The organism is Micromonospora sp. NPDC018662 (assembly GCF_044391475.1).
Classification (GTDB): domain Bacteria; phylum Actinomycetota; class Actinomycetes; order Mycobacteriales; family Micromonosporaceae; genus Micromonospora.
In genome coordinates, this window is the sequence record NZ_JBISAC010000002.1 from 649,879 (window position 1) to 661,931 (window position 12,053).

Annotated in this window: 15 protein-coding genes; 4 read left to right on the plus strand and 11 right to left on the minus strand. The window is 74.0% G+C overall.

All coding sequences use genetic code 11. The features are described from left to right. Positions 1-167 precede the first annotated feature (167 nt). Entirely contained in the window at positions 168-701 is a 534-nt protein-coding gene (locus ACH495_RS08435) for a hypothetical protein (protein ID WP_396857043.1), read from the minus strand. A 201-nt stretch (positions 702-902) separates the two neighbouring features. Here ACH495_RS08435 and ACH495_RS08440 point away from each other — a divergent pair, with 201 nt between their 5' ends. Beyond that, positions 903-1,808 carry a GNAT family N-acetyltransferase gene (locus ACH495_RS08440; protein WP_396857044.1) on the plus strand — a complete coding sequence of 302 codons (906 nt, stop codon included), beginning with the start codon at positions 903-905 and terminating at the stop codon, positions 1,806-1,808. Here the strand turns inward: ACH495_RS08440 and ACH495_RS08445 are convergent. Together ACH495_RS08445 and ACH495_RS08450 are read right to left on the minus strand one after the other, a co-directional pair. After that, complete coding sequence (locus ACH495_RS08445; RefSeq protein WP_396857045.1) at positions 1,801-2,319, minus strand: O-acetyl-ADP-ribose deacetylase; 519 nt, start codon at positions 2,317-2,319, stop codon at positions 1,801-1,803. The genes ACH495_RS08440 and ACH495_RS08445 overlap by 8 nt on opposite strands. 4 nt (positions 2,320-2,323) lie before the next feature. Continuing rightward, on the minus strand, positions 2,324-3,115 hold the full coding sequence (locus ACH495_RS08450) for an EI24 domain-containing protein (RefSeq protein WP_396857046.1): 792 nt from the start codon (positions 3,113-3,115) through the stop codon (positions 2,324-2,326). A gap of 41 nt (positions 3,116-3,156) precedes the next feature. Here ACH495_RS08450 and ACH495_RS08455 point away from each other — a divergent pair, with 41 nt between their 5' ends. Continuing rightward, positions 3,157-4,152, plus strand: a complete 996-nt coding sequence (locus ACH495_RS08455; RefSeq protein WP_396857047.1) for a helix-turn-helix transcriptional regulator — start codon at positions 3,157-3,159, stop codon at positions 4,150-4,152. Here the strand turns inward: ACH495_RS08455 and ACH495_RS08460 are convergent. After that, positions 4,143-5,057 (minus strand): SDR family oxidoreductase, encoded by a 915-nt coding sequence (locus ACH495_RS08460; RefSeq protein ID WP_396857048.1) that lies wholly within the window; start codon positions 5,055-5,057, stop codon positions 4,143-4,145. The genes ACH495_RS08455 and ACH495_RS08460 overlap by 10 nt on opposite strands. Positions 5,058-5,132: 75 nt before the next feature. On the opposite strand from ACH495_RS08460, the gene ACH495_RS08465 reads away from it, so the two are divergent. Then, positions 5,133-5,804 (plus strand): DNA polymerase beta superfamily protein, encoded by a 672-nt coding sequence (locus ACH495_RS08465; protein ID WP_396857049.1) that lies wholly within the window; start codon positions 5,133-5,135, stop codon positions 5,802-5,804. Position 5,805: 1 nt separating this feature from the next. On the opposite strand, the gene ACH495_RS08470 is transcribed toward ACH495_RS08465, so the two are convergent. From ACH495_RS08470 to ACH495_RS08490, 5 genes are all read right to left on the minus strand, one after another. Continuing rightward, positions 5,806-6,543, minus strand: coding sequence for an alanyl-tRNA editing protein (locus ACH495_RS08470; RefSeq protein WP_396857050.1), 738 nt, complete (start codon positions 6,541-6,543; stop codon positions 5,806-5,808). An 11-nt stretch (positions 6,544-6,554) separates the two neighbouring features. Further along, the gene (locus tag ACH495_RS08475) at positions 6,555-7,442 is read right to left on the minus strand and encodes an alpha/beta fold hydrolase (protein WP_396857051.1); all 888 of its coding nucleotides are present in this window, start codon (positions 7,440-7,442) and stop codon (positions 6,555-6,557) included. After that, the gene (locus tag ACH495_RS08480) at positions 7,439-7,753 is read right to left on the minus strand and encodes a DUF2516 family protein (RefSeq protein ID WP_396857052.1); all 315 of its coding nucleotides are present in this window, start codon (positions 7,751-7,753) and stop codon (positions 7,439-7,441) included. Before ACH495_RS08480 ends, ACH495_RS08475 begins: the two co-directional genes overlap by 4 nt. A 72-nt stretch (positions 7,754-7,825) precedes the next feature. Continuing rightward, entirely contained in the window at positions 7,826-8,485 is a 660-nt protein-coding gene (locus ACH495_RS08485; RefSeq protein WP_396857053.1) for a hypothetical protein, read from the minus strand. After that, a complete protein-coding gene (locus ACH495_RS08490) occupies positions 8,482-9,117 on the minus strand; it encodes a helix-turn-helix domain-containing protein (RefSeq protein ID WP_396857054.1) in 636 nt (211 codons plus the stop codon). The genes ACH495_RS08485 and ACH495_RS08490 overlap by 4 nt, the downstream gene beginning before the upstream one ends. A 111-nt stretch (positions 9,118-9,228) precedes the next feature. Here ACH495_RS08490 and ACH495_RS08495 point away from each other — a divergent pair, with 111 nt between their 5' ends. Then, on the plus strand, positions 9,229-10,026 hold the full coding sequence (locus ACH495_RS08495) for an alpha/beta fold hydrolase (protein ID WP_396857055.1): 798 nt from the start codon (positions 9,229-9,231) through the stop codon (positions 10,024-10,026). An 85-nt stretch (positions 10,027-10,111) separates the two neighbouring features. On the opposite strand, the gene ACH495_RS08500 is transcribed toward ACH495_RS08495, so the two are convergent. Together ACH495_RS08500 and ACH495_RS08505 are read right to left on the minus strand one after the other, a co-directional pair. Continuing rightward, on the minus strand, positions 10,112-11,071 hold the full coding sequence (locus tag ACH495_RS08500; RefSeq protein WP_396857056.1) for an asparaginase: 960 nt from the start codon (positions 11,069-11,071) through the stop codon (positions 10,112-10,114). Between the two features lie 94 nt (positions 11,072-11,165). Continuing rightward, a complete protein-coding gene (locus tag ACH495_RS08505) occupies positions 11,166-11,993 on the minus strand; it encodes a 3-keto-5-aminohexanoate cleavage protein (protein WP_396857057.1) in 828 nt (275 codons plus the stop codon). Between the last annotated feature and the right edge of the window lie 60 nt (positions 11,994-12,053).

Below are 12,053 nucleotides of genomic sequence, written 5' to 3' on the forward strand. Positions count from 1 at the left end.
ACTCAGCATTGTGGACATTTCACGCGGTCCCCGGCGGATTGGCCGGCGCTCGACCCGATGTTGCGCAGACAGCATTGGCCGCGTACCGCAAAGTGGTACGCGGCCAATGCCGGAGTGGCGTCCTGTGAACGGGTCGCCGGTCGTCGTCCCCGACGACCGGCGGTCGGTTACGGCTTGACGGTCAGCTGGACCAGAGTGGTCGGCTCGGTGCCGCCGTCACCGATGCCGAACTGGATGCTGCCGTTCGGGTCGAGGTTCTTCGTGGTCCTCTCCCCGTCGTCGGTGATGACCGTCGCCGTGCCGTTGTGGCCGGTGGTGGACGTCCGCCCGTCACCGTGGACCTCGTAGACAGCCGGCACCTTCAGGTCGAGCCGGCCGGTCGAGGCGAGCGCCTTGAAGCAGATCACGCCATCGCCCGTCTGACCGATCTGCTCAGTCGTGTAGACCTGGATCAGGCCGACGTCACCAGCGGGAGACGCGGCGCAGTCGGCCAGCACGATGTGCCCGTCACCGGAGATCAGCTCGACGTTCTGCTGGGCCAGGATGGCCGCCGCGCCCGGGTAGCTGAAATCCTCCACGATGGAACCGCCGTTGGTCTCGGTCGGCGCGTCGTCGGCCGCGGCGAGTGCGACACCGGCGAACGTGGCCGCCACCGCCGCTCCGACCGCACCGACGACCACAGCCTTTGACAACACCCGCATCTTTGCCTCTTCCTCACGTCATGTCCCAGCCGTCACCCGGCAAGGCACCTGCCCCCGTGCAGTGACGAACCCAGCACGCGGAGAGTACCCAAGCGCACGCGAGGTGTCTGCCCCGCTCGGACCGACCGCTGGTCCGGACCGGTCGCGGCCACGGCCGAAACCCGATGGAAGACGACAGGTGGCAACGCTAGGGTCGCCGGGATGAGCGACCTCGAGATCCGCGCCGCCCGTCCCGACGACGCGCCCGCCGTGGTGGCACTGCGCAAGCTGGTCTTCCCCTACCTGGTGCGCGGCGTCGAGTCGACCCGCCGGATGATCGACCAGCCGCCGCCCGGCGAGGACTGGGCGGCCTGGGTCGTCGAGGCGGACGGGCAGGTGGTCGGCTGGGCGTCGGCGTACCGCAACATGCAGACCTCGACGCCCGGAGTGGGCGAGATCTCCACGTTGCACGTCCACCCGGACCACCGCCGACGGGGCGCCGGCACCGCGCTGCTCGACGCCGCGCTCGACCACGTACGGGCCATCGGCTCGACCCGGGTGCTCGGTCACGCCCGCGCCGAGGCGCTGCCGTTCGCGCAGCGGCACGGCTTCACGCCCAGCCGGGAGCTGCGCTACTCCGCGCTCGACCTGGACCCGGCCCCGCCGATGCCGGAGCCGCCGCCGGGCGTCCGGCTGCTGCCGGCCGCCGGCCTCGATCCGCGCCGGGTCCACCGGGTGGACGCCGAGGCGTCCCGGGACGAGCCGGGGGACGTCCCGACGGACGCGCTCGACTACGACCTCTGGCACCACGAGTGCTGGGAGAACCTCGGGCTCGACCGGGAAGCCAGCACCGTCGCCGAGATCGACGGTGAGCTGGTCGCGTTGAGCCTGGTGAAGCGCGACGGCGACCGGATGTGGTCGGACTTCACCGGCACGCTGCCGGCCCACCGGGGGCGGGGGTTGGCCCGGCTGACCAAGCAGGCGGCGCTGCACGCCGCCGCGGCGCGCGGGGTGCGCACCGCGTACACCTCCAACGACGGGGCGAACGCGCCGATGCTGGCCGTCAACGCGCGGCTCGGCTACCGGCCGGTCGACAGCCAGTGGTCGTGCCGGCGCACGCTCACCTGAGCCCGGCGGCGACCCGCACCGCGGTCGCGTACGCGTCGGCGCCGAACAGCACCAGCCGGGCCTCGACCAGGTGGGCCGGGGTAGCCGCGTGCAGCACGGTCAGCGCCTGCGCGACCGCGTCCTCGACCGGCCAGCCGTAGATCCCGGCGGAGATCAGCGGGAACGCGACGGTCAGCGCGCCCAGCTCGTCGGCGACGCGCAGGCTGTTGGCGTAGCAGTCGCGCAGCAGCGCCGACCGGTCCTCGCCCGGCGAGAAGACCGGCCCGACGGTGTGCACCACCCAGCGCGCCGGCAGGTCGCCGGCCGTGGTGGCGACCGCCTGCCCGGTCGGCAGCCCCCGCCCGTAGCGGGCGGCGCGCAACGCCTCGCACTCGGCCAGGATCGCCGGCCCGCCCCGGTCGTGGATCGCGCCGTCCACGCCCCCGCCGCCGAGCAGCGACGAGTTCGCCGCGTTGACGATCGCGTCGACCTGCTGGGCGGTGATGTCGCCCTGGATCAGCACGGTGTCCATGGGGTCAGCGCTCCTCGATGTGCTGGCCGAACGAGCGGCGGGCCAACAGGGCGGCTCCGGCGACGGCTGCCGGCATGACCAGCACCGCGCCGAGCGGGATCAGGAAACACAGGAAGACCGCCGCCCCGAAGCCCAGCGCGGTCGGTCGGTCCGCCCGCAGCTTCGACCGTCGGTCCGGCAGCCGCATCCCGCGCCGCTGGAACGGCGCACCGACCAGCTCCAACGCCAGGAACCAGCCACCCACCAGGGCACCGACCACCGGCACCACCGTCTGCCCCACCAGCGGGATGAAACCGGCCACGAACAGGGGTACGCCGACCAGCGCGGAGATGGCCACCAGGCGCAACGAGTCGGCGATGCTGCGCCGCATCGAGGCCCAGAACGGCATCTCCACCTGGTCCGGGGTGCCGCCGAGGCGGTCCTCGACCCGCTCGGAGATGGCCTCGTAGAACGGGTCGCCGACGGCCAGCGTGACAGCGGTGAACGTGAGCACCCCGACCAGCGCCGCCACCCCGACGACGGCCAGCCCGGCGGTGACCCGCAGCAGCCCGCGCGCGGTCGACGACCAGTCGTCGGCGAACGGGGTGAGCCAGGCCGCCAGGTCGTCCACGAAGTAGAGCAGGGTGGCGAAGAGTGCCAGGTAGAGCACGCCGGAGATCAGCGCCGGCACCACGCCGAGCAGCATCAGTCTGGGGCTGCGGACGTACATGCCGAAGCCGCGCAGCAGCAGGCCGGCGCCGCCGAGGAAGCGGGTCACCGCGCCGGTGACGGGCGCGACGGTACGGGAGGCGTTCACGACGGCACAGCCTAGTGGGCTCGCGCACGCACAATGGGTGGGTGCGTGCGTCGCGGCTGATCTCGTTGGTGCTGCTGCTCCAGTCCCGGGAGACGATGACGGCGGCCGAGCTGGCCCGCGAGCTGGAGGTCTCCGAACGCACCGTCTACCGGGACGTGCTGGCGCTCTCCGCCGCCGGCGTGCCGGTCTACGCCGACCGGGGCCGGGCCGGCGGCTACCGGTTGCTCGGTGGCTACCGGACCCGGCTGACCGGGTTGAGCCGCGACGAGGCGGAGGCGCTGTTCCTGGCCGGGCTGCCGGGGCCGGCCGGCGACATGGGACTGGCCGACGCGGTGGCCGCCGCCGAGTTGAAGGTGCTGGCCGCGCTGCCGCCGAGCCTGCGGGACGCGCCCGCGCGTACCGGTCAGCGGTTCCACCTGGACGTGCCGGGCTGGTTCCGGGAGAGCGCGCCGCCGCCCCGGCTGGCCGAGCTGGCCGGGGCGGTCTGGCAGGACCGGACCGTCGAGCTGCGTTACCGGCGCGGCGACCGGGAGGTGACCCGCGCGCTGGCGCCGTACGGACTGGTGCTGAAGAACGGCGTCTGGTATCTCGTCGGCCGCGTCGGCGACGGGTGGCGGACGTACCGGGTGGACCGGGTGGTCGACGTCGAGGTGGGTGTGGAGCGCTTCACGCGGGACGAGCGCTTCGACCTCGGGGCGTACTGGCGGGAGCAGGCCGGCGCGTTCCTGCGGGACCTGCTGCGGGAGCGGGTCACCGTACGGCTCGGGCCGGCCGGGCTGCGGGTGCTGCGGCACCTGGTGGACGCGCCGTTCGTCTACGAGGAGGCGGTGGCCGCGGCCGGCCGGCCCGACGGGCAGGGCCGGCTGGTGCTCCGGCTGCCCGTCGAGTCGGTCGACGTGGCGTACGGCCAACTGTTGGCGCTCGGCCCCGAGGTGGAGGTGCTGGCGCCGCCGGAGCTGCGGGCCCGGTTCGCCGAGGCGGCCCGCCGCGCGGCGGCGCTCTACGCCGAGCCGCCGGACGACACCGGTCAGCGGTAGCCGGAGTCGTCGGCCGGCTTGCCCGGCGCGACCACCTCGTCGTGGTAGCGGGCCCAGTGCGGGCGGGTGCCGTCGAGGTCGGTGAAGCCGTACACCTGGGCCAGCCCGCCGCTGTCCAGCGACTGGCCGTTCCAGCGGTGCCGGTCCGGGTCGGCGGCCAGCGCGGCCACCGCCCGCCCGACGAACGCCGGCGTCTCGGACATGACGAAGTGCGGGTCGGTAGTCGCGCCGTCGCGCCAGTTGGCCTCCGTCACGCCGAAGTGCTCCAGCATCGCCTCGGAGCGCAGCCAGCCGGGCGTGAGCGCGACCGCGGTGCCGCCGTGCGGGGCCAGCTCGTGCGCCTGGGTGAAGCCGAGCCGGTTCACCGACACCTTCGCCAGGTCGTAGAAGACGGACAGGCGGTACGTCGCGTCGTTGTACGCCTTCGTGCCGTCGCCGATCTCGACCACCAGCCCGCCCGGCTTGCGGATCAGCAACGGTAGCGCGAAGTGGCTGGTGATGATGTGGGTGTCGACGGCCAGCCGCAGCGTCCGGAAGCCGGCGTCGAGCGGCTGCTCCCAGACCGGCTTCTCCCAGGTGATCAGCGGGTCCGCGCCCCAGATGTCGTTGACCAGCACGTCGAGCCGGCCCTGCTCGGCGTCGATCCGCTCGACCAGCTTGCGTACCTGTTCCGGGTCGAGGTGGTCGACGGCGACCGCGATGCCGGTGCCGCCGGCGGCGGTGACCAGCTCGGCGGTCTCCTCGATGGTCTCCGGCCGGCCCATCTCCGAGCGGCGGTCCCGGGTGGTGCGGCCGGTGGCGTAGACGGTGGCTCCGGCGGCGCCGAGTTGGACGGCGATCTGCCGGCCGGCGCCCCGGGTCGCGCCCGCGACGAGCGCGACCTTTCCGGTCAGTGGTGAGTTCATGGACTCACCGTGTCACCGATACCTGACAGCCGAAGTCCGGTTTCCCGATCGACTGGGATCCGCGATCATGACGGCATGGACCTGCTGCTCTCCGGCATCGTCGGCTCGGTCGCGTACGGGCTGGCCGGCCCCGGCTCGGACGTCGACCGGATCGGCGTGTTCGCCGCGCCGACGGTGGCGTTCCACGGCCTCCACCCGCCCCGGGAGTCGGTGGTCACCACCGACCCGGACGTCACCCTGCACGAGGCGCGGAAGTACGCGCTCCTGGCGCTGAGCGGCAACCCGACCGCCACCGAGCTGATGTGGCTGCCGGACGACTGTTACGAGACCCGCGCGGCGTTCGGCGAACGCCTGATCGACATCCGGTCGGCGTTCCTCAGCGCGCCCCGGGTCCGCGACGCCTACCTCGGGTACGCCTCGCAGCAGTTCCGCAAGCTCGCCGCCGCGCCGCTGGACACCGGTGGCCGGCGGCGCTCGGCGAAGCACGCCCGGCACCTGGCCCGGCTGCTGCACCAGGGCCGGGTCCTCTATGCCACCGGCGTGCTGGAGATCCGGCTCGCCGATCCGGAGTGGTTCCGGGCGTTCGGCGAGCGGGTGGCCGGCGGCGCGCTGGCCGAGGCGGAGTCGCTGGTGGCCGACGCCGAGGCGGAGTTCGCCCGGACCCGCTCGCCACTGCCGGAGCGCCCGGACGAGGAGACCGTGGAGCGGTGGCTGCTCGACGTCCGGGCGGCGCACCTGCCGGACTGACTCAGTCCGCGAGCCGGACCCGTACCCGGCGGTTGGCCCGGCCCTTGCTCTCCACCTTGACCACCTGGACCTTGCCGATCTGCGCGGTGGAGGCGACGTGCGTGCCGCCGTCGGCCTGCACGTCGAGCCCGACGATGTCGACGATCCGCACCTCCTGCTCGGTCGGCGGGATCAGGTTGGACTGGGTACGGATGATGTCCGGCAGGGCCAGCGCGTCGGCGCGCGGCAGCACCCGGACCGCGACCGAGCGGTCGGCGGCCACCTCGGCGTTGACCAGCTCCTCGATGCGGGCCTTGAAGTCGGGCGGCACCTCGGGGAGGTTGAAGTCCATCCGGGCCTCCCCGGGCTCCATGTTGCCGCCGGTGACCAGCGCGCCGAAGTCGCGGAACACCACGCCGCAGAGCACGTGCAGCCCGGAGTGGGTGCGCATCAGCATGGTGCGCCGGGCGTCCTCCACCGCGCCGGTGACGTCGGCGCCGACCGGCGGCAGCGGGTCACCATCGACCGGGATCAACCAGAGGTCGTCGCTCTTGCGGGTGCCCGCGATCCGGGTCTGCACGCCCTGCCAGAGCAGCACCCCGTGATCCGGCGGCTGCCCACCGCCGCCCGGGTAGAACGCGGACCGGTCCAGCACGATGCCCTGTTCGGGGTCGGCCGCCAGCACCCGGCACGTCCACTCGCGCAGCGTGGGATCGGCGAGGTCGAGGCGGTGCGTACGGCCGTGGTGTGTGACGCCCATGCCGGCCGACGTTACCCGTTGAGGAACGACGACACGCGCTCCCGCAGGTCGGCGCGTTCGGTCCAGAGCACGCCGGGCCGGTCGTACACGTGCAGGGTGGCCGCCGGCAGCGCGGCGGCGAGCTGCTCGGCCACGGCGACCGGGTGCAGGTCGTCGTCGACGCAGCCGATCACCAGGGCCGGAGCGGTGACCGCGGCGAGCGTGCCGGCGTCGTCCAGCGGGGCCTGCTCCGGCAGGCCGGCCAGCCCGGGCGCGAGCCCGTCGCGCAGCAGTTGGTCGAGCCGTTGCCGCAGGTAAGCCCAGCCGGCCGGGGTGTTGCGGACCGACGGCGGCAGCTCCAGCGACACCACCTCGGCGAGCGCGTGCGCGTCGCCGTCGGCCACCGCGTCGAGCAGGCCGGTGAGGCGGGCCCGGGCCACCTCGCCGCGCGGGGTGTCGAGCACGGCGGGGAGGAAGAAGACGAGTTTCTCGAAGCGTGCCGGGCTCTCGGCGAGCAGCCGGCACAGCGCGCCCGCGCCGAGGCTGGCGCCGAACGCGCGGGTGGCGCCACTCAGGTCGGCGACGGCCCGCAGGTCACGGGCGAGGTCGAGATAGCTCCACGGCCCGGGCGGGGAGTCGGACCGGCCGTGCCCGCGGAACTGGAAGAAGACCCGCCGGCCGGTGACGCCGCTGCCGAACGGCCGCGTGGTGGCGATGCCGTTGCCGAGCCCGTGCGCGAACACGGTGACCGGGTCACCGACGCCGGTGACCAGGCGTTCCAGGCTCACCCCGTGCGGGGTGTCGACCAGTTCCGTCTCCGGCTCGGGCAGCGCCGGCCGGCCGGTGCGCGGCCCGCCGGGCCCGGGCCCCCAGGTGCGGGGACCGCCGTCCGGCGGCGGGGGCCAGCGGAAACCTCTCACCAGGACCCTCGGCCGTCGTGCAGGTCACGCAGGCCGGGCCGCACGTCGAGCAGGTAGATGAGGCCGGCCGCGATGCCGACCAGTCCGAACAGGCTGATCGGGCCGAAGCCCAGCAGGGTCAGCAGCAGGCAGACCGCCAGGATGGCGACCCAGCCGCCCTTGGGCAGCGTGCCGAGGGCGGCGAAGCCGTCGCCACGCTGGGTGAGCGCGTGCACCAGGGCCACGCCCTGGATGACGAGGGCGAAGACGAGCAGGATCAGCTGAATCACATTGCGGACTTCGAACGCGAAGATCGGCGCGGCGTAGGCCATGTCGGCAAGCTTATGCCGAGACCCCGGAAACGTCCGACAGGACGCTGTCCGGGGTCTCGGTGGAGAGTCGGGTCACTCGGCGGTCGGGCGGGTCCGCTTCGTGGCCTTCGGCAGCTTCGCCGACGGGGTGGCCGGCTTGGCGGCGGCGGCCTGGGTGGCGGTCGCCTTGGTGGCCCGGGTCCGCTTCACGGCTGCCGGCTTGGCGGCCACCACCTCGGCGACCTCGGCCGGGCTCGGCGCCTCGGTCTTCGGGGCCACGGTCTTCGGGGCGGCCGGCGTCGGCACGGTCTCCGCGGTCGCCTCGATGTCGGCGTTCACCGTGTCGGCGGCCTCCAGCACGCCGGCGCCGACGACCCGCTCACCGCGGGCGACCAGCTCGGCGTACGCGGCCAGGGCGCGCTCCTGCGCGGCGTACGCGCCGGACACCACGGCGGCGGCGTTGCGGGTGGCGGCCTCGCGGAGCTTGTCCAGGTTGGCGACCTCGCGGAGCTGGTCGAGGTCGGTCGAGCGCAGCCCGGTGGCGGTCAGGTTGGCCGTCTTGAGCGTCTCGGTGGCCTTCTGGCGCAGCTCGTAACCGGTGCCGACGGCCTTGCCGCCGAGGTCGGCGACGACCCGGGTGCCCAGGCCACTGACCACGGTGGGCAGCTTGCGCAGCTGCTCCAGGGCCAGCTCGCCGGCGCCGGCGGCGGCGTAGAGGGGGGCGGGGATGCGGTTGGTCTTCGGCTGGGTCATGACTGCTCCTCTTCGGCCGCACCGGCGGCCTTCCGGGCCGCCCGGCGGGCGGTCGTGTCTGCACGGGCGGCGGTGGTCGGTGCGGGCGCGGGGCCCGCCTCGGTGACGGCGACCGACTCGAGGACCGCCTCGGTCGGGGTGCCGTCGGGTGTCACGGGGCCGGTCGCGGCCGGCGCGACGGTGGCCGGGGCCTCGGGCGCGGCGGCCGGGCTGGTGGGCTCAACCGGCTCCGCCGGCCCGGTGGGCTCGTCGGGCTCCGCCGGCCCGGCCGCGCCGGTCGCCTCGGCCAGGCGCGCGTTCTCGCGGCGGAACGTCTCGTAGATCTGGGTGAGCGACTGCTTCTGGGCCATCGTCAGCTCGGCGTCGACCGCGATGGCCGCGAGCACGCCCTGCCCCTCCTTGTCGTCCAGCAGCCCGGCCCGCAGGTACATGGCCGGGGTGGAGACGCGCAGCGCGCTGGCGAGCTGCTGGAGCACCTCGGCGCTCGGCTTGCGCAGCCCGCGCTCGATCTGGCTCAGGTAGGGGTTGCTGACGCCGGCCTGCTCGGCGAGCTGGCGCAGTGAGATCTTCGCGTTGCGCCGCAGGTCGCGAATGAACCCGCCGACATCGGGAAGGTCCTTGCTGGTGGCCATGACTCAACGCTAGCGCGGGCTGCTAGCTCCTGCAAGCAAAGTGCTAGCCAGAGTTAGCGAGGTCACCAGAAGGCGGTTGCGGGGCCCGCGTCCGCTCCGTACCGTTCCGCCGTGACCACGATCGAGATCAACGGCGCCGCGCTCGCCTACGACGAGACCGGCAGCGGCACCGCCGTGGTGCTGCTGCACGCCGGCATCGCGGACCGGCGGATGTGGCGCGGGCAGGTGCCCGCGCTCGCCGCCCGACACCGGGTGATCGTCCCGGACCTGCGCGGCTACGGCGAGTCGGAGCTGCCGCCCGCCCCGTTCGCCCACCACGACGACGTGGTCGGGCTGCTCGACGCGCTGGGCGTCGAGCGGGCCGCGCTGGTCGGTTGCTCGTTCGGCGGCCGGGTCGCGGTGGACACCGCGCTGGCCCACCCGGATCGGGTGAGCGCACTGGCGCTGTTCGGCGCCCCGGTCTCCGGCCACGAGTGGTCCGAGGAGACCGAGCAACTCTGGGAGGAACTGGTCGGCGACGTGGATCCGGCGGACTTCGGGGCCACCGCCGCCGGCGAGGTGCGGTTCTGGGTGGTCGGCCCGAGCCGGCAGCCGGAGGACGTCGACCCCGAGCTGATCCGGTTCGCCGAGGAGATGGACCGTCGGGCGCTCGCCGCCGAGCAGGCGCTCAGCGCGGTCGAGGTGGGCGAGCTGGACCCGCCGGCGATCGACCGGCTGGCCGAGCTGCGGATGCCGGTGCTGGCCGCCGCCGGCGCCGACGACCTTCCCGACGTCCGCCGGCTGGCCGACCGCATCGCCGCCGAGGCCCCACACGGGGTACGCCTCCCCGACGTCCCGAACGCCGCCCACCTGCTCCCCCTGGAGCACCCCACCCCGGTAAACACCGCCCTCCTCGCGTTCCTCCCCTGACCCGCCGTCGCCGATCTTGCACTTCCTGCCCCGGCAAACCTGGCACAACGGGCGAGACATGGGCCGCAAGTGCAAGGTCAGCGGGTCACCAGAGGGGGCGGACGGCGCCCACCTTCAGGCCGCCGCCCAGGAGGGGCACCTCGGCGTACTCGGTGAGGATGGGGGCGGTCAGGCCCAGGCGGGCCAGCGCCGACGTCAGGACCGGCATCCTCGGGCGGGCGGCGCCGTCGTCGACCTTGAGGGCGACCGCGCCGACGCCCGGGACCGCCGCCGCCATCACACCCTCCGCGCCGATCTTGGCGAGCAGCCCGGGTACGCCGCGCATCAGCCGGGTGTCGTCCGCCTGGGTGCCGCCGACCAACTCCGGGTACGCCCGCATCGCGTCCGCCACGGTCCGCTCGACGGTGCCCGGCTCGGCGTTCACCAGCCGCAGGAAGGCGCGCGCCAGCCCGGTCAACGAGACGGCGTGCACGGGTGCGCCGCAGCCGTCCACGCCCACCGCCGCCGCCCGCTCCCCGGTGAACTCCTCCACGGTGGCGGTCAGCCGCTGCTGGAGCGGGTGCTCCGGCCGCCAGTAGCCGTCGAGCGACCAGCCGGCGGCCCGGCAGGTCAGCAGCATGCCGGCGTGCTTGCCGGAGCAGTTCATCAGCACCCGCGTCGGGCCGCCGCCGGCCCGCAGCACGGCCTCCCGGGCGGCCTCACCGAACGGCAGGTCCGGCGGGCAGTGCAGCGCCCCCTCGGTCAGCCCGGCGCCCCGGAGCAGCGCGGTGACGCGCTCGACGTGGAACTCCTCCCCGGCGTGGCTCGCGGCGACCAGCGCCACGTCGGCCGGGTCGGTCAGCGCAAGCCCGGCCCGGAGCATGCCGATCGCCTGCATCGGCTTGTTCGACGACCGGGGAAAGATCGGCGAGCCGACGTCACCGGCGACGGCGACCGGCGAGCCGGCGGCGTCCAGCACCACCACGGAGCCACGGTGGACGCCCTCCACGAACCCGGACCGGACCACCTCGGCGAGCGGCACGCCGCCCTCGTACGTCTTTCCCACGGGATGGACGGTACCGACGGGACGATCACGGCCGGCAGCGGGGTGACCTGCGACGTCGGCCGCACCCGTACAGGTGCGGTTGCTCGTGCGCCGCTTACACGCCGAGCAGCGCGCGGGCCTCGGCGGTGGTCAGCGGCGGACGCTGGGCGAGCTGGGCGAAGCCGACCGCGCGCGCCACGAGCTGCATGTTGGACTCCACCGGGCGGCCCTTGGCGTAGGTGACCGTGTCCTCCATGCCGACCCGCAGGTGACCACCGGTGGCGAGCGAGGACAGCATCACCGGGATGGTGCTGCGGCCGATGCCGGTGGCCGCGAACGTGGTGCCCTCGGGCAGGTCACGCAGCATCTGCTGGGCCGCGACCAGGGTGGCGGTGGTGCCGGGCATACCACCCGGCACGCCCATCACGAAGTCGACGTGGACGTGCCCGCCGTGCGGCAGGCCGTACTTGCCGAGCAGCCGCTGCAACGCGGTGAGGTGGCCCAGGTCGAAGATCTCGTACTCGGGGACGACGCCCCGCTCCTGCATCCGGGTGTGCAGGTCGACGATGAACTCCCAGCGGTTGAGGAAGACGTCGTCACCGAAGTTGACAGTGCCCATGGTGCAGGAGGCCATGTCCGGCCCGGCGTCGAGCACCGCGAGCCGGTGCGCCTCCGGGTCGGTCACCGCACCGCCCGAGGAGAGCTGCACGATCAGGTCGGTGCTCTCCCGCAGCGCCGACACGGTCTCCCGCAGCCGGCCCGGGTCGAGCGTGGGTCGCGCCTCGTCGTCCCGGATGTGGACGTGGATCACGGCCGCGCCGAGCGCCTCGCACTCCTTGGCGGTCAGCAGCAGCTCGTCGAGCGTCACCGGCAGCGCCGGCACCTCGGCCTTGGCCGACTCCGCACCGGTGGGGGCAACCGTGAGCAACGTCCCTGTCGTCATGCCCCGGATCCTAGACCGCTCGCCAACCGCAAGTCTTCCCGTGTGCGACGTGTTAAGCGG